The 22,184-nt window shown below is 32.2% G+C and carries 25 protein-coding genes; 7 read left to right on the forward strand and 18 right to left on the reverse strand.

Translation table 11 applies throughout. The features are described 5' to 3' along the window. Positions 1 to 157: 157 nt before the first annotated feature. The 5 genes from L0669_RS13255 to L0669_RS13275 form a co-directional block, all read right to left on the reverse strand. Positions 158 to 631 (reverse strand): hypothetical protein, encoded by a 474-nt coding sequence (locus tag L0669_RS13255; protein ID WP_263758169.1) that lies wholly within the window; start codon positions 629 to 631, stop codon positions 158 to 160. An 86-nt stretch (positions 632 to 717) separates the two neighbouring features. Beyond that, entirely contained in the window at positions 718 to 1,272 is a 555-nt protein-coding gene (locus L0669_RS13260) for an HD domain-containing protein (protein ID WP_263758170.1), read from the reverse strand. A gap of 35 nt (positions 1,273 to 1,307) precedes the next feature. Continuing rightward, positions 1,308 to 1,679, reverse strand: coding sequence for a hypothetical protein (locus L0669_RS13265; RefSeq protein ID WP_263758172.1), 372 nt, complete (start codon positions 1,677 to 1,679; stop codon positions 1,308 to 1,310). Between the two features lie 129 nt (positions 1,680 to 1,808). Continuing rightward, complete coding sequence (locus tag L0669_RS13270; RefSeq protein WP_263758173.1) at positions 1,809 to 2,231, reverse strand: hypothetical protein; 423 nt, start codon at positions 2,229 to 2,231, stop codon at positions 1,809 to 1,811. Between the two features lie 67 nt (positions 2,232 to 2,298). Next, complete coding sequence (locus tag L0669_RS13275; protein ID WP_263758174.1) at positions 2,299 to 2,805, reverse strand: hypothetical protein; 507 nt, start codon at positions 2,803 to 2,805, stop codon at positions 2,299 to 2,301. A gap of 287 nt (positions 2,806 to 3,092) precedes the next feature. Here L0669_RS13275 and L0669_RS13280 point away from each other — a divergent pair, with 287 nt between their 5' ends. Next, a complete protein-coding gene (locus tag L0669_RS13280) occupies positions 3,093 to 3,473 on the forward strand; it encodes a hypothetical protein (protein ID WP_263758176.1) in 381 nt (126 codons plus the stop codon). Positions 3,474 to 3,532: 59 nt separating this feature from the next. On the opposite strand, the gene L0669_RS13285 is transcribed toward L0669_RS13280, so the two are convergent. From L0669_RS13285 to gcvT, 3 genes are all read right to left on the reverse strand, one after another. After that, a complete protein-coding gene (locus tag L0669_RS13285) occupies positions 3,533 to 4,246 on the reverse strand; it encodes a YebC/PmpR family DNA-binding transcriptional regulator (RefSeq protein ID WP_263758177.1) in 714 nt (237 codons plus the stop codon). Positions 4,247 to 4,559: 313 nt separating this feature from the next. Next, the gene (locus L0669_RS13290; RefSeq protein ID WP_263758178.1) at positions 4,560 to 6,590 is read right to left on the reverse strand and encodes a S41 family peptidase; all 2,031 of its coding nucleotides are present in this window, start codon (positions 6,588 to 6,590) and stop codon (positions 4,560 to 4,562) included. 224 nt (positions 6,591 to 6,814) lie between these two features. Next, positions 6,815 to 7,897: a glycine cleavage system aminomethyltransferase GcvT gene (gene gcvT / locus L0669_RS13295; RefSeq protein ID WP_263758179.1), complete on the reverse strand. Its 1,083-nt coding sequence runs from the start codon at positions 7,895 to 7,897 to the stop codon at positions 6,815 to 6,817. Positions 7,898 to 8,349: 452 nt separating this feature from the next. Between gcvT and L0669_RS13300 the strand changes: the two genes are divergently transcribed. From L0669_RS13300 to L0669_RS13310, 3 genes are all read left to right on the forward strand, one after another. After that, positions 8,350 to 9,210, forward strand: coding sequence for an NAD(P)H-hydrate dehydratase (locus L0669_RS13300; RefSeq protein ID WP_263758180.1), 861 nt, complete (start codon positions 8,350 to 8,352; stop codon positions 9,208 to 9,210). A 368-nt stretch (positions 9,211 to 9,578) separates the two neighbouring features. Beyond that, a complete protein-coding gene (locus L0669_RS13305; protein ID WP_173969130.1) occupies positions 9,579 to 10,361 on the forward strand; it encodes a HipA family kinase in 783 nt (260 codons plus the stop codon). Continuing rightward, positions 10,351 to 10,734, forward strand: a complete 384-nt coding sequence (locus L0669_RS13310; protein ID WP_173969129.1) for a DUF3037 domain-containing protein — start codon at positions 10,351 to 10,353, stop codon at positions 10,732 to 10,734. Before L0669_RS13305 ends, L0669_RS13310 begins: the two co-directional genes overlap by 11 nt. A 330-nt stretch (positions 10,735 to 11,064) precedes the next feature. Here L0669_RS13310 and L0669_RS13315 read toward each other — a convergent pair whose 3' ends face one another. After that, positions 11,065 to 12,177 carry a pectate lyase family protein gene (locus L0669_RS13315; RefSeq protein WP_263758182.1) on the reverse strand — a complete coding sequence of 371 codons (1,113 nt, stop codon included), beginning with the start codon at positions 12,175 to 12,177 and terminating at the stop codon, positions 11,065 to 11,067. Between the two features lie 229 nt (positions 12,178 to 12,406). On the opposite strand from L0669_RS13315, the gene L0669_RS13320 reads away from it, so the two are divergent. Continuing rightward, a complete protein-coding gene (locus tag L0669_RS13320) occupies positions 12,407 to 12,976 on the forward strand; it encodes a Crp/Fnr family transcriptional regulator (RefSeq protein WP_263758183.1) in 570 nt (189 codons plus the stop codon). Positions 12,977 to 13,282: 306 nt separating this feature from the next. Here L0669_RS13320 and L0669_RS13325 read toward each other — a convergent pair whose 3' ends face one another. From L0669_RS13325 to L0669_RS13335, 3 genes are all read right to left on the reverse strand, one after another. Beyond that, on the reverse strand, positions 13,283 to 13,831 hold the full coding sequence (locus L0669_RS13325) for a HutD family protein (RefSeq protein WP_263758184.1): 549 nt from the start codon (positions 13,829 to 13,831) through the stop codon (positions 13,283 to 13,285). 164 nt (positions 13,832 to 13,995) lie between these two features. Then, complete coding sequence (locus tag L0669_RS13330) at positions 13,996 to 14,502, reverse strand: GNAT family N-acetyltransferase (RefSeq protein WP_263758185.1); 507 nt, start codon at positions 14,500 to 14,502, stop codon at positions 13,996 to 13,998. Between the two features lie 39 nt (positions 14,503 to 14,541). Next, positions 14,542 to 16,074, reverse strand: a complete 1,533-nt coding sequence (locus L0669_RS13335; RefSeq protein WP_263758186.1) for a S10 family peptidase — start codon at positions 16,072 to 16,074, stop codon at positions 14,542 to 14,544. Between the two features lie 622 nt (positions 16,075 to 16,696). On the opposite strand from L0669_RS13335, the gene L0669_RS13340 reads away from it, so the two are divergent. Then, a complete protein-coding gene (locus tag L0669_RS13340; protein ID WP_263758187.1) occupies positions 16,697 to 17,617 on the forward strand; it encodes a hypothetical protein in 921 nt (306 codons plus the stop codon). Between the two features lie 379 nt (positions 17,618 to 17,996). On the opposite strand, the gene L0669_RS13345 is transcribed toward L0669_RS13340, so the two are convergent. After that, positions 17,997 to 18,230, reverse strand: coding sequence for a hypothetical protein (locus tag L0669_RS13345; RefSeq protein WP_263758188.1), 234 nt, complete (start codon positions 18,228 to 18,230; stop codon positions 17,997 to 17,999). Between the two features lie 6 nt (positions 18,231 to 18,236). Further along, on the reverse strand, positions 18,237 to 18,743 hold the full coding sequence (locus L0669_RS13350) for a hypothetical protein (protein ID WP_263758189.1): 507 nt from the start codon (positions 18,741 to 18,743) through the stop codon (positions 18,237 to 18,239). Positions 18,744 to 18,879: 136 nt separating this feature from the next. Here L0669_RS13350 and L0669_RS13355 point away from each other — a divergent pair, with 136 nt between their 5' ends. Beyond that, positions 18,880 to 19,263, forward strand: a complete 384-nt coding sequence (locus L0669_RS13355; protein ID WP_263758190.1) for a helix-turn-helix domain-containing protein — start codon at positions 18,880 to 18,882, stop codon at positions 19,261 to 19,263. 183 nt (positions 19,264 to 19,446) lie between these two features. On the opposite strand, the gene L0669_RS13360 is transcribed toward L0669_RS13355, so the two are convergent. The 4 genes from L0669_RS13360 to L0669_RS13375 all read right to left on the reverse strand — a co-directional run bounded on the left by L0669_RS13360 (position 19,447) and on the right by L0669_RS13375 (position 21,962). Beyond that, entirely contained in the window at positions 19,447 to 20,286 is an 840-nt protein-coding gene (locus L0669_RS13360) for a pPIWI-associating nuclease domain-containing protein (protein ID WP_263758191.1), read from the reverse strand. 175 nt (positions 20,287 to 20,461) lie between these two features. Continuing rightward, positions 20,462 to 20,818 (reverse strand): hypothetical protein, encoded by a 357-nt coding sequence (locus tag L0669_RS13365; RefSeq protein WP_263758192.1) that lies wholly within the window; start codon positions 20,816 to 20,818, stop codon positions 20,462 to 20,464. Beyond that, positions 20,815 to 21,303 (reverse strand): hypothetical protein, encoded by a 489-nt coding sequence (locus tag L0669_RS13370; RefSeq protein WP_263758193.1) that lies wholly within the window; start codon positions 21,301 to 21,303, stop codon positions 20,815 to 20,817. The genes L0669_RS13365 and L0669_RS13370 overlap by 4 nt, the downstream gene beginning before the upstream one ends. 86 nt (positions 21,304 to 21,389) lie before the next feature. Next, positions 21,390 to 21,962, reverse strand: coding sequence for a hypothetical protein (locus L0669_RS13375; RefSeq protein ID WP_263758194.1), 573 nt, complete (start codon positions 21,960 to 21,962; stop codon positions 21,390 to 21,392). Positions 21,963 to 22,184 lie beyond the last annotated feature (222 nt).

Consider the following 22,184-nt stretch of genomic DNA (forward strand, 5'->3'; position numbering starts at 1 on the left):
AAAGTTTAATTATTATTTATATTTCTTCTTTGTTTGAAAAATTAAATTGCCAGCAGAAATATTGACAATAAAAAAAGTGTAGGATCAATAAAGTAGGTTAATCCAATTGAATTTTTTAGAAACAGGCTAACATAAAATAAATAGTTTTCTGCTATTATTATATCTTGGTCATTGTTTGTTTTCTTTCTTTTCTTCTTATATTAATCAATCCAAATAAGCTTGGTACTATTGATAAAATAAATATTGGAGTCATCCAATAGTCGCGCATTTCATAAGAAAAAGGGCTATTTACGATGTTGTCTTTTCGTCTGTAAATTATTTTATGTTTCACAGAACTTATTCTCCAAATTGGAATTTCACTTGTATTTTGATTTTCAACTGTGCTTTTAGAAATCGTAATTCCACTTCTTAATTTATCAGATTTGCAATACCCATAAAATATCCAGGAAGTCTTATTACTGCTGCTGCTCATTGGCGGTATTTTTTCGTTTACCACCAATATATCTTTATGATAATATTTTTGAGGATTAAATGAAGCAAAAAATATCTTAGTCTTTGTAAAGTCATTTAGTGCTTCAATTCCTGTAACTGCTAACCCTAAAAATAATAGTATTAGGCAAAATGTTTTCATAATTTGAGTGCGAATTTGTCTCAGTTCCGTAGCCAGGTATTATTAAATAATACAAATATTTTAATTCCTTATAGAGAAATCTCTTTTTAAAAGTGCTTTACATAATCATCGATTCTTTGTTTTAATCGATTGGCGAGATAAGTATTTCCTTCTTTTAACGTATCATAAATTAATATCGACTCTTTATGATATTCTTTTTTCTTTTCAGTTGTCCAGTAATAGGGAGGGGAATATAGATTGCAAATTCTGTCGGCCATTTTTACAGACCATACTTCTTTAGGCTGCTGTTGTATTCTAGACAAGCTATCTGTCATTTGATCGTTTTTATTTTCTAAAGAAGTATTTTTGGTTAAAGCGCTAACTCCGTTTGCGATTTGTTCTCCAAATAACTCTTTAATCTTCTCAAATGTAGCTTCGGTATCTTCGATTGTATCATGCAATAATGCACAGGAAATGGCAAAATCAGCATCTATATTTTCTTCAAAATTAAATGAGTTTATAATCTCGAAAGTAACACTGCCAATATGGTTAATGTATTCAATTTGTAGATTCTCTTCATCTCCTCCGTACTTTTGTCCTTGGTGAAGTTTCGAAATCAAGTACCAGGTTTTTTGCAGATTATCTATTGACCATTTTTTCATAAACTATTTTTCTATAAATTTTTAATATTTGTAAGTTACTCAATTTCTAATACAACATAAATATAATATCCCCAATATTCGCGATATTCATCAATATCAAAAATTATCATATAACATTTATTGCATTCCTTAGGTTGAAAGAATTGATACCGATATAAAAAATTCCTTTCGGTATTGTTCAGGTTTTCAAGTTTACTAATTTGATGTTTTGCTAAAATATCGGTAGTTATTTGTTCGTTTTTGATTAAATCATTCAGCGAAAATGAAGTCTCAAATGACAAAATTACTTCATGTTTTATTCCTCCATTGACACAATAAAAACTAAAATTTAATTTTGAATAAAGATTTTCGGCAGAGAAACTATTTTTGCCTAATTGTACTTTTTTTATAATCGAGATTTTATTCATTTGATAATGTGTAATGATATAAGAATAGAATTATAGGAATCAATAATAAAATGGGAGAGAAAAAAACTTTCTTGAATTGGTTTACTCGTCCTTGATGATTTGAATCCATAAGTAATTTGAAAAATTACCCTATTTTTTCAAAATTTTAGGGATGAAGATATAGCCAAGAATTATTAGAATTATAATTACTACACTAGCATAATCCACGAAACCATAATAGTTTCTTACTTGTTCTCCATTACGTTTTATCATCCTTACGAATTGAGGATCGCCGTAATGAAGTTTTCTGAACACAATAGTATCTCCAATTAAGAAACCGTATTCTATGGTATCACTATTTCCACCGTCTTCATACTTTTTTCCATTTTTATCGACAATATAATAATTATATACTCTGGCTGAGTTAGCACTTCTTTTGTATGAATCACTATCATAAATAACACCTTTACCCATGTTATTTTCCTTGCTGTAAGTAATATTGTTAATGATCCTCGTAAGTAATACAAGAGATACTGCGAATATAAAACCATGAAAAAGTATTTTTCCTCCCATTTACTTAATGATCAAATTTTGATGAAACTGTATTTTTTTTATAAGTCGTATTTTTTGCTAGAAATGCTTAATGAGCAGAGTTTCTCTTGTTTTTTATTAGAAGTATCATCAAAAATAGTGATGGTATTAATGAACAAATGAAATATATTTTTAAAAGCGCATCTGTTTTTCTGTATTTTAAGAATTTATAATCTTTTAAAAAAATGTTATCATTTAATATATTTCTATAAACTTTTAAGCCTTGTTGATTTCTGTTCTTGTACTTTAAATCAAAAATTAAGTTATTATAACTATTGTCCTGATATAAAAAGTTGATCTCTTTTGAAATGTCTCGATTTAGTAATTGACCTCTTATAGTCGTGCTGTAACTTGTTGAGCCATCTTTTACCTTTGAAGTTGTAATTATCGTATCTAAAACTAAAACGTCATTTATTAAGTATTTGTTTTGATGATTTATAGCTTTGATATTTTGAAAAGGTTCTTTTAAATTGAATAAATTACTAAAAATTATCAGTAAAGATATTAGTATATTAATAATAAGTAAGATGTAGAAAAATTGTTTTATTTTATTCATGTTTAATTGTAATAACTTCAAAAAAAAGCCTCCCGAGTTTTACTTAAGAAGGCTTTTTTAAATTTTATAATTGATACGTTTTAGTTGATAACACTAAGAACGACAAATAAAATTACCAGAATGATTACAGCGTATCTTGTGTATTTTGATGCTTGCATATTGTGTTTATTTTGAGTTAATTTAAATTTGAGAATCGTAAATATAATAGTTTATTTTAATTGACGTAAATCTCTCTCAATTTTTTTATTTTTTAGCAATAAAGTGCTTCATTAAATGTTTGATTAATTATGATGAGAAAACAATATAACTTACGTAAAAGCGAACAAGGACTAAAAGCCTGGGATGTTCATCGATTGATTGAATTATCTAAAGATCTACCCGTAAAAAGCGTTTTATTGTCTGATGTAAAAGAACTAAATGAACCTTATTGGTTCGAACATAATACCAATTTACCAACTTGTGCAGATGTTCTTAACCATATGAAACTTGTTCAGGAAGCAGATCTAAAATATCCCATTATTTTATGTTCAGACGGACGCTTAATGGACGGAATGCATCGGGTCATTAAGGCGTTGCTGGAAGGTTATCGTGAGATTCAGGCAATTCGGTTTGAGAGTACGCCAGAGCCTGATTTTATTAATATTCCGGTTGATGATTTGCCTTATTAAATTACAATAAAAAAAGCCCTGAAAATTTCAGGGCTTTTGATATTTATAAAAAGAGAAAATTATGCTTCCTGCATAGTATGATAAACGTTCATAACGTCATCATCTTCTTCGATTTTTTCGATTAGTTTTTCAACATCAGCGATTTGAGCTTCTGTAAGTTCTTTGGTAATTTGCGGAATACGCTCAAAACCTGAAGATAAAATCTCTAAACCTCTGTTTTCTAATTCTTTTTGCAAAGCACCAAAACTTCCAAAAGGAGCGTAGATTAAAATTCCGTCTTCGTCCTCAAAAACTTCCTCAGCACCAAAATCAATTAGTTCTAATTCTAATTCTTCCGGATCAAGATCACCTTTTGAAATTCTAAAGTTGCAAGTATGATCAAACATAAACTCAACAGAACCCTGAGTTCCCATTGTACCGTTGCATTTATTAAAGTAGCTACGAATGTTGGCTACAGTTCTATTATTGTTGTCAGATGCAGTTTCAATCAAAATAGCGATTCCGTGAGGAGCATATCCTTCAAACAAAATCTCTTTATAGTTGGCAGTATCTTTATTACTTGCATTTTTTATCGCGCGCTCTACATTGTCCTTAGGCATGTTAGCAGCCTTAGCATTTTGTATTACAGCTCTTAATCTAGAATTGGCATCTGGGTTAGGACCGCCTTCTTTAACAGCCATAACGATGTCTTTACCAATTCTGGTAAAAGTTTTGGCCATTGCTGACCAACGTTTCATTTTTCTTCCTTTTCTAAATTCGAACGCTCTTCCCATTTCTAATTTTTAGTTTTGAGATGCAAAAATACGGTTATTCCTTATTTTTGCAAAATCAATGATTAAGTTTTTTTGATTATGTTGTAGTGAATAATTTAACCGAAGAGAACACCAAGATTTACGCAGAGTTCGCAAAGCTTTTTTTAAGAAATATCATTTTCAAAGCCGAAGGCTTTGAAAATGTGATAAAATCTAAAATCTAAAATCTAAAATCTAAAATCTAAAATCTAAAATCTAAAATCTAAAATCTAAAATCTAAAATCTAAAATCTAAAATCTAAAATCTAAAATCTAAAATCTAAAATCTAAAATAACTATTTCATCGCATTAAACTCATTAATAACATTTACTGCTTCGTTCAGGTACGGATTTGTTTTTAGATTATTAATCTGATATTGATTTATTGTTTTTTCATTAGGATAAACACCCAGTAAAAACTGATTTACAGTAGAATTGTAAACGTCTAAAGGATTGTTTTCATCATTAAAAGTATTGATTTCTTTCCAAAGAGAATTTACGACTTTCTTTTGTTTAAAAATCGCATCCAAAGTCATCGGAATCTCTGCTTTTGGCGTATTTACAAGCTGATCAATCTTTTGGTTTATCTTTTTAATATTGTTAAAGAAATAGTTGTCAGCCAATCGTGTACTACTATTTTTAGCCAGTTTATCGATTAAAGCCCTTTTTACGTAAGGTCTGAATTTTATAGAAGTCTGAATGCTGTCATTTTTAATAGCAGTTGGGAAATCACTTTCTTTTTGATAAACGCCTTCATAAAATTCCGGAAGAACCACATCAGGTTTAACCCCAACATATTGATGACTTTTTCCTGTAACGCGGTAGAATTTATTAATCGTAATTTTCAGGAAGTCCGTGTTTTTTGTTTCGTCAAGCGAAAGAATGGTTTGCATAGTCGCTTTTCCGAGTGTATTGCTTCCTAATAACAATGCGCGATTATAATCCTGCAATATCGAAGAGAAAAATTCACTTGCCGAAGCCGTATTACTATTCACCAAAATTACAATCGGACCTTTATAAATCAAACCTTTATAAGGATCATTAATAACCGATTGTAGTTCTTTATTATCTACCACAATAGAAAGCGGACCGTAATCAATAAACATTCCGGCAAGTTTTATGGCTTCTTCCATAGACCCGCCGCCATTATCAATTAAATCAATTACAAGACCTTTTATGTTATCTCTTTCCAGTTTCATAACCTCGCGCGCCACATCATCTGCACAACCTTTTCGGCTATTGCCATCTAAGTCAGCATAGAAACTCGGAATTTTGATGTATCCAATTTTACTGTCTTTACCAATTATAAAACTAAAAACCGAATTATCTTCATCCTTCATTACCTGCTTTTCGATATCCACATCAAAGCTTTTACCCGAATTTCGCTTTAGCGTAAGCGTAATATTTTTGTTCGATTCAGATAAAATCATTGTCGATATAGATTCTAACGAAGCGCACGAAACCTGCAACGATTCTTTTTGATTGGATATCGAAACAATCTGATCGCCCTTTTTTATCTGTCCCGTTTGATACGCAGGACCATTGGGGTCAAGTTCGGCTATAATAATTTCATTTTTTTCGTTTAGACTTACAGTCATCCCCAAAGACAAATGCTCTTTTGATAATGAAGCGACAAAACTCGTTTTAGAATCATCGCTAAAATAGGCCGTATGCGGATCAAAATACGTGCAAAAGAAATTATATAGTTTTTCCTCCTGTTTCGTATTCGTTTCCAGCAACGTATTAATACGGCAGATTTCGTTCGCCACAATTAAGTTTTTCGACTTCAATTCAATCGACTTAAAATTGGTTTTAAGAGAATCCAAGTTATCACTCGATTCAGCAATTTCATCCAGAATCTGGTAACGGATTTTTTTCGTCCAAACCTTTTCTAAATCTTCTTTTTTGAGGTAAAAAGCAAATGATTTTTTATAAAACCTGATCGTATCTTGTTTAGTATAATCGATCGGTTCTTTCTGAATTTTTTCAAGAACAGTCTTTGTTCTCAAAAGACCATTTTTATAAACAGACGTAATATCGTCCAGAAAATCGCAATGATCACTTAAGATAAGATCATCAAGATTGGTTCTGTATTTATTTGCTAAATCATCATATTCTGATTTAAAAAATATATTTCGGGAAGGATCTAACTCATTGATTAAGTTATCAAAAACAAAAACCGACAAACTATCGTCTACCAGTTTAGGTCTAATATGTTCTTCCTGAATAAGTGCATTTATTTTGTTTAGTATCTCACAAGTGTTATTGCTATTTTGGCTAAATAGAACATTTGTAAACAACATCAATACTAATAATATTTTTTTCATAAATCGAAAATCTTCGTTTAGATTAAAATTACGCTTTATTTTTTGATAAAAAGTTACAATTTTTCTAAAATTTCTTACATCTTCAAAAAAATATTTTGATAAAACTTTCGCCACGAATTCACGAATTATGAGATGCAGTTTAAATAAAAACCCTTGAAGTCACGGCAAAAAAAATGCATTGCTTAAATAGCAATGCATTTTCAAAATATTTATGTTTTAAAAAACTATTTCTTATAAAACGGTAATTTTACCACTTTAGCCGGAACATCATTTTTTCTAATTCTAATAAAAATATCGCTATCAACCGCGCTATTACTTACTGTAACATATCCTAAACCAATCCCTTTGTTCATAGAAGGCGACATGGTTCCAGAAGTTACAATACCAATTACTTCGCCAGTTGCATCAACAATTTCGTAATCGTGTCTTGGCACCGCGCGTTCCTGCATTTCAAAAGCCACTAATTTTTTAGTAACACCAGCCTCTTTTTGTTTTTTCAAACCTTCAGAATTGGTAAAATCTTTTGTGAATTTAGTAATCCAGCCTAATCCTGCTTCAAGCGGAGAAGTGGTATCGTTGATATCGTTTCCGTACAAACAAAATCCCATTTCAAGACGCAAAGTATCACGAGCAGCAAGACCAATTGGTTTGATTCCAAAAGCTGCTCCAGCCTCAAAAACTTTATTCCAGATTGCTTCAGCATCTTCGTTTTTGCAGTAAATTTCAAATCCGCCAGAACCAGTATAACCAGTTGCAGAAATAATTACATCGCTAAAACCAGCAAAATCACCTACTTCAAAATGGTAATAAGGAATCGCAGCCAAATCTAAAGACGATAAAGATTGCATCGCCTCAACCGCTTTTGGTCCCTGAATTGCCAATAAAGAGTAATCATCAGAAAGGTTCTTCATTTCAACACCCAAATCATTGTGCGAAGAAATCCAGTTCCAGTCCTTATCAATATTCGAAGCATTTACAACCAGTAAATACTCCTCATCTTTCATTTTATACACAATCAAATCATCTACGATTCCGCCTTCATTGTTAGGCAAGCAAGAATATTGCGCTCTTCCAATAGTCAAAGTCGAAGCATCATTTGAAGTCACTTTCTGAATCAAAGCCAAAGCATTTGGACCCGTCAACAAAAATTCACCCATATGCGAAACGTCAAAAACGCCCACACCAGTACGAACCGTTTCGTGTTCAGCGTTAATTCCCTCATAAGTAATAGGCATATTATAACCCGCAAAAGGCAGCATTTTCGCTCCCAAACTCTCATGTATGTGCGTAAGCGCAGTATTTTTCATTGTGTTGTTTTATAAAATTGTGTCGCAAATTTATTCAAAAAATATATAAAAATGATAGTCTAAATTATAAATTTCGCAATAATTAGGAGCAATTCCAGCTTTTCGTTGCATGTCCTCATAAAAAAAGCAAAGTTTCTAATGTTCTAAAAAGAGCTTCCGTTGGTCGCTTTTTTAGAACAAGAAACTTTTGCTTTTTTTACTCCGGGCTTTCCACTGTAATCTGGGCTAGGACATTCAGTAAACAAGAACCACTTTCCTTTTCAATTTTTTATGTAACTTTAATCAACTAATTTTTAGAATCAAAAACAATGAAAAGCGTAGATAAATCCACCAAATAAAAATCAGTTTTTATCCGCGTTTTTACGAAGTAAATCCGTTCAATCAGCGTTCTAATAACCTCAACCTAAAACCAAAAGTGATTAAAAATTAAAATAATACAATAAATAGCCCAAATGAAAAATCCGCTTTTAATCACCAAAGAAGAAATTCTTAAATTCTACAAACCCGTAAATCCTCATACACACAAAGGACTACAGGGACATGCCGTGATTATTGCCGGAAGCTATGGCAAAATAGGAGCAGCCGTTTTAGCCTCAAAATCCTGCCTTAAATCCGGTTGCGGACTCGTAACCACTTTTACACCAAAATGCGGCTACCAAATCCTCCAAATTTCCATTCCCGAAGCTATGGTCGTAACCGACGAAAATACCAATTTTATCACCAATATTCATTTTCCTATACAACCGCAAGCCATTGCAATTGGTCCCGGAATAGGGAAGGAGCTAGGAACACAAAAAGCCTTATTCGAGTTTTTACGGATCAACAAAGCTCCTTTAGTTCTCGATGCCGATGCATTAAACATCCTCGCCGAAAACCAATCCTGGTTATCATTAGTTCCTGAAAACACCATTTTAACACCTCATCCTAAAGAACTCGAACGCTTAATAGGCAAATGGAATTCAGAATCTGAAAAATTTCAAAAAACAATCGCCTTTTCCGAAAAATACAAGCTCATCATCGTCATGAAAGGCGCACCAACTTACATCATTAATAAAAGTGAAATCTACGAAAACACCACCGGAAACGCCGCCCTGGCCACAGCCGGAAGCGGCGACACCCTAACCGGAATCATTACCAGTTGTATTGCCCAAGGTTACGAACCCAGATATGCCGTAAAATTAGGTGTTTTCCTCCACGGATTAACCGCTGATATTGCTTTACCACAAACCGGTTATCAATCGTTTATAGCATCAGATATTATCGAGAATTTGGGAAAAGCCTTTTTGGAATTAGAAAATGAGATAATTAGATAATTAGAAAATGACATATTAGACGAAAATGTTGTTATGAAAATGAGTGCCCTAGCCCCGATAGCAGAGGAAATCCTTTTGTGGCGGGGTTCGCCACAAAAGATTGGAACGTATAGCGGGATTAGCTCCTGAAAAAATCGCAAACAAAAGAATTAAAAATCTGTGCAAATCCGCGTTTTCGCGAAGCGAATCCGTTTCATCCGCGTACTTTCTTACAATCCTTTATACTAACATAAAAAATCTTAGCGCTCTTTGCGTAAATCTTTGCGAACTTTGCGGTTAAATAAAAAAATCAAAAATCGTAAGTTTGTAATGTCAAAGATTAGAAACTTAGCAACTCAGTTCCTTAGCATCTTTGAATCTTTAAAAAAATGAAAAACAATTTTGATCTCAGAACGGTAAACGTTACACGTTATATAACACCTTTACGCGAAGGCGGATCTTTACCCGCTTTGGCAGAAGCCGACGACGATTTTAAATACGTATTAAAATTTAGAGGAGCCGGTCACGGCGTAAAAGCCCTAATAGCCGAATTAGTTGGCGGACAAATTGCTAAAGCCTTAAAATTGCAGCTTCCGGAATTGGTTTTCGCCAATCTCGATGAAGCTTTTGGAAGAAACGAAGGCGACGAAGAAATTCAGGATTTATTGCAAGGAAGCCAAGGATTAAATTTGGCTTTACATTTCCTTTCAGGCGCTATAACATTCGATCCCGTTGTAACTACTGTCGATGCAAAACTAGCGTCGCAAATTGTTTGGCTGGACGCTTATATTACCAATGTAGATCGTACGTTTAGAAACACCAATATGCTAATTTGGCACAAAGAATTATGGTTGATTGACCATGGTGCATGTTTGTATTTTCATCATTCCTGGAACAATTGGGAACAACATGCCAAAAGTCCGTTTGCATTGATAAAAGACCATGTTTTATTGCCACAAGCCTCACTTTTAAAAGAAGTCGATGCCGAATATAAAGCACTTTTAACACCACAAATTCTCGAAGATATTGTAAACACAATTCCGTTAGAATGGCTGGAGTGGGAAGACAGCGACGAAACGCCGGAAGCCTTGCGTAACGTATACCTACAATTTTTGCAAACCCGATTAAACAATTCAGAAATCTTTGTAAATCAAGCGCAAAATGCAAGATAGTCACTTATATGAGTATGCCGTAATTCGTGTGGTACCCAGAGTAGAGCGCGAAGAATTCCTGAATATCGGAATCATTTTGTTTTGTAAAAGAGCCAAATTTATAAAAGTATTGCACCACATAAACGATGCGAAAATCGCAGCCTTATCAAACGATTTTGATATCGAACAACTGCATTGTAACGTTATCGCATTAGAAAAAATAGTAAACGGAACCAAAGACAGCGGCCCAATAGGAGCAATGGAAATTCCGGAACGTTTTCGTTGGTTAACCGCGATTCGAAGTTCGGCCATTCAGACTTCAAGACCACATTCAGGATTGTCTCAGGATTTAGAAAAAACAATTCAGCGTTTGTTTGAAGAATTGGTGCTTTAAAAAGAGGTTCAAAGCTACAAAGCTACAAAGCTACAAAGGTTCAAAGGTTCAAAGGTTTTCCGTAGAGACGCACAGCAGTGCGTCTAACATTTTTTTTAAGATGCTAAGATTCTAAGTTACTGATTTTCTAAGTTGCTGATTTTCTAGGTTTTTGTTTTTTAACATTAAAACAATCTGCAGAATCTGCGAGAAACAAAAACTTAGCGACCCTTGCGTAAATCCTCGCGTACTTTGCGGTTAAATCTTAAATCTTAAATCCTAAAATAAAATAAAAAACCACGAACTACATTACTGTAATTCGTGGTTTAAAACTAAACTAACTCTTAATATTTAAAACGATCCGCAAATGTTTCCGCCTAAAGTTGCTCCTGCATTAGCCGAAACATCAGCTTTCACAGCTGTTTTATCCAGTTTTACAATTGAATAAGGAGGAGTGAAAGAAGTTTTACTTCCTGCCTGATTTCCTGTAGTATTGGTAAAAACATTATCAACTGCTGTAACAGCTGTATAACCCGTCATTAAATCGATTGGGGTTTTTACACCTTCAAAAACGTTTGCTTCAACACGAATATCAGCTTCAAAACCTGCTGCAATACATTTGTTGCTTACTGTACTGTTGAAGAAGTTGTTTACTAAATGCACTTTTCCAAAACGTACTCTTGGCATTCTTTCTTTACATCCAGGAGCCCACCAGCAACGAGCGAAAGTAATTCTTAATTTTCCACGGTCTCCTGTAGCACCGTCGCTTGAACCAATTAGGTTTGAATACCTGTGATCATCAGAACCTCCTGATCCACCTGGTTTTGGAGCTTTTAGGTAGCCAAATTTCGTGTACGAAACTGTTATGTAATCAGATTTGTTTTTAATGTCGAAGTTGCCGTCAACACCATCTCTGAATTCGCAGTGATCTACCCATACGTTTGTACATTCGTCAAGAATTGCATTATCCCATCCGTCAGTATCATAAGCTCCGGGCCCTTCAAAAATAAGATTTCTGATGATTAAGTTTTTGCATCTTTTGATGTTGATAATCCCGGACGCATCTTTAGTTTGGTTCGTCGAAACTAATTTGGCGCCATTTGCACCGTAAATAGTTTTTCCGGTTTGATCTTGTAATGACAATCTTGTTGTAACCGTAATAGTACCGGTAACTTTGATCACTTTTACAGAACTGTTTTCAATGGCAGATTTCAACTGGGCATAAGTAGTAACATTTGTTTCAGCGGCAGATCCTCCGCCAGTTACACTTCCGTTTTGCGAAGCCCATCCCGGAACCTGAGCACAATTTCCAATTTTTGAGGTTACATTACCAGATACAGTTGTAGTAGCTTCAATACTAGCACTTTCTTCATTGGCAGACGAAGCAACTTCTTCGGTGTTGCACGATGCAAAACCTAAAATCAGAGTTAGTAGAAACACTGAGATTGTTGATTTGATTTTCATAATAATAAATTTGGGGGTTTATATAATTTAATAGTGCAAAACTGACTATAAATATTTGCTAAAAAGTTGAACAAGTTCAATATTTTGAAAATAAATCGACTAAAAGTGTTTTTTTAACAGTTGTTAATTTACAAAAATGCATAAAAAGAATACTTTTACGTAATCGATTACATTATTTTTCATTCATCATCTACTTACGCCCCTAAGTAAGAATAAAAGTAAAAACCACATGTATAAAAACCTACGATTAAGTATTGAACGTAAAATTCCGCTAACAGATCAGGAATGGAATTTTATTGTTGAAAAAGCCGAGTTTATTAAACTGAAGAAAAATGAATACCTACAAATTCAGAATTCTAACAGTTCCTACGAAGGCTTTATTTTAAAAGGTGCTTTCAAAACCTACATTTTGAATGATAATGGCACCGAAAGTGTAATTTTCTTTTCGTTCGAAAACGAATGGATGTGTGATCTCGAAAGTTTCTACCATCAAAAGCCGACAACCTACAACATCAAGGCAATTGAAGACAGCGAAATTCTCGTGATTAATAAAACCAACAAAACGATCTTATTTGGACAAGTGCCCAAATTAATCCAGTTTCACATCATTATGGTCGAAAAGGCAAATATTGCCATACAGCAACGATTGATAGATGTCTTAAATAAAACCTCGAAACAGAGATATTTGGAGTTTATCGAAAAGTATGCTCACAAAGTAGATAAAATCAACAATAGAAATTTATCGTCTTACTTGGGTGTTTCGCACGAATTTTTATCCAAGATTAAGAAGAGGTGCTAAGGTTCTGAGATGCTAAGTTTCTAAGACTTTAAAAAAATCGCGCAAAGTCGCCAAGTTTTTAAACCATATAAGTGATATAAGAAAATTTAAGTTTTCTATAGAGAAATAGCCTACAGATTTTACTGATTAGACAGATTATCATGGATTGTTTTTCTAAAATGAACTTATATCACTTATATGGTAAAAAAATAAATAAACTTTGCGACTTTGCGTCTTTGCGCGATTAAAAAAACTTAGCGACCCTTGCGTAAATCCTTGCGCACTTTGCGGTTAAACCTGAAACCTGAAATCTGAAAAATTTGAGGATTAAAAATCCAATATCCCAAAAAGACATTCATTAGAAAAGTCAATCATTATATTTTCCTTTTCTGGATTTTCAACGATTAATACATCATAAGGATTCAAATCGTACGGCTTCTCATTAATTTTAATAAAGGTTGTATCTAAAGAATATAAAACTATTATTTCGGCCTTACAATTCTGATTATTATTGGTTATTTTCAATTTATGATGGCTTACTTTTTCAGAAACCATCCAATTAAAATCAATGCCTTTTGTGTAAGAAGTCACTTCATCATCAGATTTAAATTCCATGATTTCATACTTCCCGTATGATTTTTTTTCGTTGTTGATCTCAATATCTAAGCCATTATCCAGCATAACCAAATAGCGATAATAACCTTTAAATTTGGTAAACTCCGAAGGCGCTTGCTCGATTGTAGCACTGCTTATTCTGAATAAAAAATCTCTATCAATGTAATTTGCCGTTTCTGGATATATCATATATTCATACGTCAACCCGCCACTCCAAATAGAGGATTTACTATCTTTTTTAGACAAAAGGCGTATGTTCATTTATTGAATATTTTAATAAGATTTCAAGTTTCCAAATACATCTTTAATCCTGTTTGCAAAGGAACTTATTATCACTATAGGATAAAAAAACTTTGCGCCTTTGCGCCTTTGCGAGATTATAAAGTCAACCAATAAAAAGCTTAGCGAACTTAGCGGTTAAATTCTCAAAGCCTTTTTTCTAAAAAGATAAATTCTAAAGGCTTATCAGAAATATTAATATGAATATCACTTGAAGGAAAAGGCTCTCTTTCGCCAGTTTCTACATAACCATGACGCTTGTACCACGCAATAAGTTCTGAACGAACCGAAACAACGGTCATACTAAGCGTAGACAATCCTACCGTTTTAGCATGAATTTCAGCTTCTGCCAACATTTTTTTTCCGATGCCGCTATTTTGTAATTCAGGAGAAACCGTTAACATTCCCACATACAATTGATCTCCTTTTTCGACCAATAAAACCGATCCGATAATTTTGTCGTTCTCTGTATATTTCAGGAATGTATTTTTAGGATCTAAAATGATTTGTTCTAATTCTTCTTCGGTGGTTCTTTTTCCTGCTAATAAATGCGCTTCTGTTGTCCAGCCTTTTTTAGAAGTTTCACCTCTGTAAGCTGAGTTTATTAAGGTTGTTAATGATGGAATATCTTGTAATGTTGATTTTGAGATCATGAATTATAGTAATTGTAATTTAGCTTTTTTAAAATTAGATTAATATTTTGCAGGTTCGCCAGCTTTAGGCAATGATTGCTTTATGAATGTTCTGATGTCTTCATTTGCAGCTTCTAAGTCAGCTTTTCTTAAATACATCATATGACCGCTTCTGTAGCCTTTCCATGACATTCGATCGCTTAGTTTTCCGCTCGTATCCATTTGCCATAAATTGTATTTAGAATTAAAATAGTCACACGCACCATCATAATATCCTGATTGCACCATTACATGTAAATACGGATTTTGAGCCATGGCTTGTCTCAGGTTTTCTCCTGTTTTATCATTAGATCTGTCCCAGGGATGTACAGAACCAAACATATTGTATTTAAAATCTGTTTTGTAATTAAGATTATTACGAACATACATATTGATGGCAGGCGTAAAAGAATGTAGCCATGATGTAAGTTCAGCATTAAAATCAGGACTTTCACCAGAATCCTTACGGTCAATTCCTTTATATCTGGAATCAAGTCTTCCTACTGTATAACCTTTATCTCTTAAGAGTTCTTTCCAAAAATAATCATACGGAACGTCTAAATTATTTTGCAGGATCACTTTCTCAGAAATACCAGAATAATGTGCAATTTTAGTAGCAATTTCTTTTCTTTTTTGCTCTTCCAGAGATCCTCCTTTACTCAATGCAGGAAGAAGTTCGTTGATGGTAAAATCTTCAACCTCGGGTAACATAGCAGTTAAATCTTTGTTTTGAAGATCAGGACTAAGCATTTTATGATACCAGGCGGTAGCTGCAAAATAAGGGAGTTTAAGGGCAGCATTAGAAACAACACCACGGGTTATTCCTAAATCAGTAGGAGATACCAAAATTACTCCGTTGAGGTACATCCATTGATTGTTTTGTAATTGAAGCGCTAATCCCGAAACGCGAGTTGTACCATAGCTTTCTCCTATCAGATATTTAGGTGAAGCCCAACGATTAGAGCGGGTTACAAAACCATTGATCCAATCGGCTAGGTATTTGATGTCGGCATTTACACCGAAGAATTTTGTAGTAGGGATTTCTTTGCTTGTAGGTCTTGAATACGCTGTATTGACGGGATTTACAAAAACGATATCAGCAACATCTAAAATAGAATATGGATTTTCCTTTATTCCGTAAGGCTGTACAGGGTATCCTTCATCATCAATATTTAACAAACTTGGTCCCGTGTAAGCAATCTCCATCCAAACCGAAGCAGAACCCGGACCACCATTAAATGAAATAACTAAAGGACGTGAATCCCGATCTTTTACATCAGAGCGCTCATAATACGTATAGAATAATCCGGCAATTGCTTTTCCGTCTTCGTCCCAGACAGGCATCGTTCCGGTTGTGGCTTTATAAGGAACTTTTTGTCCTTTTATTGTAGTCGTATGATTTGTGATAACCTGAGAATCCGGATTGAAAGTAAGGTTGGCAGGTGAATTTTCTTCTTTTACAACCGGCGGTTTATCGGCTGATTTTGGTTTTGACTCCTGAGCGTATGAAGTAAAAAATCCAACTAAAAGGAATGAAATTAAAGTTTTTTTCATAGAAGTATTGGTGTGTTATTATTTGGGATTTTGATGTTCTAAATAGTTGACCAGGATTAGAGTTTTTAAAGATATAAAAAAATAGTAAGTGATGATTTTAGTCTTTAAGAAGACCAGGGCATTTTATGAAAGTGTTTAGTAAGGAAGTTTCTGATTTTTTATTGAATAACCTTCCGTTTTGGCTAAAGCCTTTTTGATCGTCACTTATTACCCTCCAGTTAAAGCGGGAGGCTATCCAAAAAATAATTACATAAAAAATGTAATTCAAAATTTTTAGCTAAGTGTTTTTTGATTTTCTATTGATTAAATAACAATAAGTAAAATGAGCTGCTAAAACTAAAGCCATTCCAATGTTCCAATAGATGTGAAAGTAATCAAAGTAGTAGTAAAAGTCACAGTAATTTTGAATAGTTTCTTCCGGTAAACGAAAATAAAGAGGAAAGGCAATTAAAAAAAGTGAAACAAAAATAAAGATTATTTGATCTTTTTTTTAAACTACTTAAATTAATATTTTTCTTTTCTGTTTTATAGATTTAACTAGTGTGGATAATTTTTATTGTAAGATTAATGTCTTAATATTGCCACGAAAATTTAAACCTAATATTATTAATTTACCAATTTTATGAAATTTCCAAAACTACTATTTTTTTTACCTTTACTAAGTGTCGCAATAACATCATGTTCTTCTGATGATTCTAATGCTGACCCAATTGTTGTAGAACCACCGGTTATCGATCTGAAAAATCAAAAACTAGTTTCTTTTTCTTATCCTAATCATCCATACATCGGGATTGTACGTGATAAAGAATCTTATGAATACGATAACGAAAATAAAATTGTAAAAGTAAAAGAAGGCGGATTTGTTTATGGAATTACTTATGTTAACTCTGATTTAATCGAGGTTAATCAATTAGAAGACAATATTACTGGCGTTAAAATAAATTCGAAAAGATCAATTCATTTAAAAGCTGGAAGTGTTGAATCAATTGTAAATCATCAAACTAATGTGAATGAAAGTAACCCTGAGGTTGTAAATACTTATTCTGATTCAACACTTTATACCTATAAAAATCAATATATTTCTAAAGTTAAAATATACAGTAAAAATACGTTTTCTCCTAGTTATGCATTAGTTAGTGAAGTGAATTTTGAAGAACAGAATGGAAATATTACCAAAGCCGAGGTTAATTTAGTTCGTGCAAAATTTAGCTATACGATTAATTACACTTATGATGCTGATGCTTATGTAAAAGGTAGTGATTATACGTATGAAACTCCATTGCTTTATAGTTACAATACGCTTTATTCTATACTACAAGATAAATTTGGAAAAAAGAGCACTAATAATATTGTAAAAATAGATCATGAATATACTAATTTAGCGCCATATCCGAGATCTTTTAAAACAATGACTCTAAAAAGAACTTTGGATACTGAAAAGAGATTAAAAGAAATTATAGTATCAGGAACTACTTTCGATGATCTTAAAAATTATGTAGGTTTAGATTTTAAAGATGCTAAAGCTACTTTTACTTATAATTAATAGGAGAAAATAAAACATTTTTCTAACAGAAAACCACAAATTGTACTAGCTTGTTTTAAGTATGATTTGTGGTTTTTTAGGTTTTTATAATGAGGGACATTATCCCAAAAAATCTTTTAATTCTTCGTAAGTTTTTATCTTCACGCTTACTTTTTCTTCATTAATACCTTGTTAGCGCGAGCGCCCTGTTTGGGAACGTTTCAATTTGGCTTTGATTTTTTTTGTGTTCAAGAGCGGGACGCCCGCGCTAGCCGAAGAAAAAGATTTGAATAGACTCCAGCTTTAGCTGGAGAAACAAAATTAGAAGAGAAAATGGCTTTAGCCGAATCATATTAAAATGCTAACTACAGCTAAAGCTCGAGGTTAGTGAACTAATGATTTAATTATTTTTTTGAGCTTCAATCAAACCTAAGCGATTTTTAATTCTTTCCATAATATGTAAATCAGCGTCGTTATAAATATCTCTTAAATTATAATTAGGATTTCTTGGATCAGTGGTTTCCTGAAATTGATTAACACCTAAATTAAAAAGAGCCTGCCCAAATCTTTGACTTGGATTTTTTTCTAAATGCTCTTCTAATAAATCAAGTATGATTCTATGCTCTTTTTTCATTTGAAATTAATTTTCTTTATTTTCTAAATTCTCAAAAAATAGTATTGGTTCGGTAATAAATTTTATTGCATTTGAACTTTTCAAACTCTCAATAATAGATTCTATTTCGGGTTTAAAGATTTGTCCTTTTAAATCAATTAAAACAAATTGATTTTTTTTGCAGAGATTTAAAATTGATTGAAGAACATTTATAATATTGGATGCTTTCCTTAAATCAATTCGGAACTGAAATTCTTTAATTTTGGTTTTGTCATCATTTAAGCAAATACAGGCATCGTTATCTTCTTCATTATTTCCATTTCCTTTCCAATTCAAACAAGTTTCATCGCCCCAGTTTGCTTTTGGAATAATTTGATCAAGTTCAGAAATAATAGAAGAAATATCACCATCAAAATTTTCCCAGAAAGAATCTGTATCTGGTAAAAATTCAGTTTCATTATTTTCAAAAATATTGTAATTTTTATCAATAGAATTTTCAGGAACTACGATTAAAAGATATTGCCAGATTGCCATTTTATGATAAGATTAATAATTGATAATTACTCTCGAGCTAGCTAATATAGAAATTATGAAAATAGTATCTTACAAAAACTGCTTTGTTTTTTACCTAAATTTATTTTCGTTTAAGAATTTTAAATATCTTTGAATTATGAGTACAGCAATAAAACCAAAACATATCGGCAGAAATATAAGCCGTATCAGAGAGCTTAAAGATATGAAACAGGAAGCTCTGGCACAGGCTATAGGAACAAATCAGCAGACTATTTCGGCTATTGAAAACAGCGAAACTGTAGACGAACAAAAACTAATTGAGATTGCAAAAGCTCTTGAAGTTTCTGTTGAAGCAATTAAAAACTTTTCGGAAGAAGCGGTTTTTAATATTATTGGAAATACTTTTCAAGATCAAAGCGCAATTTACAATTGCAATTGTACTTTTAATCCTTTGGATAAAGTAGTTGAACTTTATGAACGTTTGGTGCAAGCTGAAAAAGATAAAGTTGAGTATTTGGAGAAATTATTGAACGGGAAATAACAGTTTTTGAAGATATATAAAAATGAAAAGAGACCTTCGATGAGGTCTTTTTTTGTGTTAGTATGCGTCAATTGCTAGCGCGAGCGTCCCGCTCGTGAACGTTCTAATTGGTTTTTGATTTTTTTTTGTGTTCACGAGCGGGGCGCCCGTGCTAGCGGGAGGTAGTAATTGTTAGCTGTAGTATCATTCATACCAATCACTAACATCCACATCAAATTTTTCAAATTCAATATCTGCATTTTCGATATCATCTTCTATTTTGATTTTGATTAAAGCACAAAATGGAAATGAAGTGTGCATTTCAGCGCCTATATCATTTTTTAAGTCGCTATTTGAGCCCCATTGTAATGTAACTTCAACATATCCTTCGACATCTATATAAATTGAATTACTGTCTATTTTCTTAAGATTAAATTGTTCTGGAACAATTGCATGGACTGACTGGTGTGTAGAAAGAAGAGAAATTTCATCAATGTTTTCGTAAACGACACGTTGTATGAATTCCTCATTAATTTCATTATCTAATGCATCTAGGATTTGCTTTTTTGTTTGAAGAATGGTAGATGCAAAATTATACAACGCTTTTATTACATTGTTTGATAGATATTCAATTTCTGTTTCTTCAATATCAAATGAATTGGGGTTAATATGTGTGTATTTATTTAAAACATCAATAGATTCCGCTATTTCAATTCTTATTTCTTTTATTTCTTCTAAATCAATCAAATTGTCATTGACAAATTTATCATCAAGACCGGATTGAATTGCATACTTAATCCTTTGGGCACGAGTGACTCCATTTTTTTTATCCGTTTCATTTTTATACCAACTACATTTTAAAATATTTTCATCTGGAGATAGTGAATACAAAAAATGTCTTGATAATTCTCGAATGCTATATGCAAAATTATTAAAACGAAGCTTGTTTTTTCTGTCTTGTAAATTCCATAAACTAGCTTCAAATAAGTTTTTTTCAAAATCTGAATTTAATAGTTTTTTAATCAATTCAATTTTATCTACCATTTGTGGAGTTCTTTATTTTCGATTAACTTATATATTGTGGCGAACGTTCTAAGACTACACGAGTTTTGGGATTAAAGAGGCGAGTTTTTTCCCTTATGCACAAATTTTCCAAGTACAAAACCATTTTTAAATTTAGCCAAATGCTCAAATCTCGTGTAACGACTGTTAGGTGCAGCTATGCTAAAAAGTCCTTTAGAAAGTCATCGATACCTGAGGTTTGTCTAGTCACTGAATCAAATAAATCACTAACCGAATAGTCATAATCAAACTCGTAAAGTTTTTCATTATCATCATCAATCATTTCAATTCTTTTTCTTTGATTCCAAAGCCATTCATCTTCATCAATGTAGTGTTTATATTGATATTCATACACTCTAAATTTTTTATCATTTATAGTAGTAACATAAATTTTACTCGTTATTTTTTCATCATGAGGTAAATCAATTGTGTGTTTGACTATTTCCCATTTGACTTCGTTCTGATTTGTTTTTTGAATTAATGTCAATATAAAATCTGAATTTGTATTTCTCATTTTAATAAATCTTTTTTAAAATCTTTATTCATGTTTTCTATGTCTGTTATAAAAGTAGTAAGATATCGATAGATATTTCTAGCATAATTTTCATCAAGAATATTGTACTGATTAAAGAATTTTCTAAACCAATTTACATTATTAATGTCGACGAATGTAATTTTGTGTTTATTAACTTCCGTTTCCAATAGTTTATAATGTTCTAAATCATTATCCTTCAAAGATTTTTTTGTTGATTTTAAAATTGGAGATAAATTCGAGATCTCTACCAAAATTTCATTTTTGTTTCCATCAATATTTGAAATTAGAATTGAAATTTTTGAACTAGATTTTTTTAAGTCTTTTAGATTATCCGGTAATCGATTAATAAAGAAGTTTTTTTTATTCAATTCTCTAAGCTGTTTAGTATTGTCCCAGATTTTGATGAATGTCCAAATTGTGATGATAAAACCAATAATCGATATTATGTCTGCTATTTCACTCATTAATTTCAATAATAGTGTATTTAATTCTTATCGCGTTTGTATTTATTTTCAACTGTTGTTGACTCTAATCAATTTATTCTTCAAACTCAATTTTCTATATCTATAAATTTGAATTTGTCAACCGGTACTTTTCGAACATGACCATCTTCGGATTCAATGATTGCAATAGTTTTATTCTTCCATCCACCATTTCCTCCAGTTAAAAACGGATCATCTGCGAAAGTGTGAAAGTAGCCTTTGAACCCATCATGTTGATTCAACTCAATTTGATATGGAAAAACGGTCACTGGCCTTAAATGATTTCTTGAATTCATACCCTTTGCAATTAATAATGATTCTATTATCTGACTATCTGGCCAATTCCAAGTTGGAAATTTAATCTTTAATTCATTAAAAACTTTGTTTGGAATCGCTGTTCCTGAATAACCATCATGACCCTTGCCACTTTGATTAATGGAAAATATTTCATTGTTCTTTTTGTAAACATGAAGATGATATTCTCCTGTTGGATTATGACGTTGATGTTTAGAATACGAATAAGGTCCTACTAAAAAGTTTTCTCCTTTTATCTTGGCTTCAAGTATTAGATTGTCACCTGATTCAGATAGTTCATGTATAAAAATTAGAACATCTTCAATTTCAATTAATTCTGTTGTCATTTGTTTTGTTATAATTGCACCTAACTTGTTTATAGGCGAGATAAAATTTCGTTTATACACCTGAATAAGGGAGATGTGCGAAACTTTATTTCGTCTTCTTACTTTTCAAATATAAGTGTTTTTTATCTTGAATTTTTACGGATTTCCGTATTCGGTATATTTATTAAGAGGTTATGCAAATAAAAAAGCGAGTAAAATTTCTTTACTCGCTTTAATCATTTA

This window comes from Flavobacterium bizetiae, from assembly GCF_024271895.1.
In the GTDB taxonomy this organism is placed as follows: domain Bacteria; phylum Bacteroidota; class Bacteroidia; order Flavobacteriales; family Flavobacteriaceae; genus Flavobacterium; species Flavobacterium bizetiae.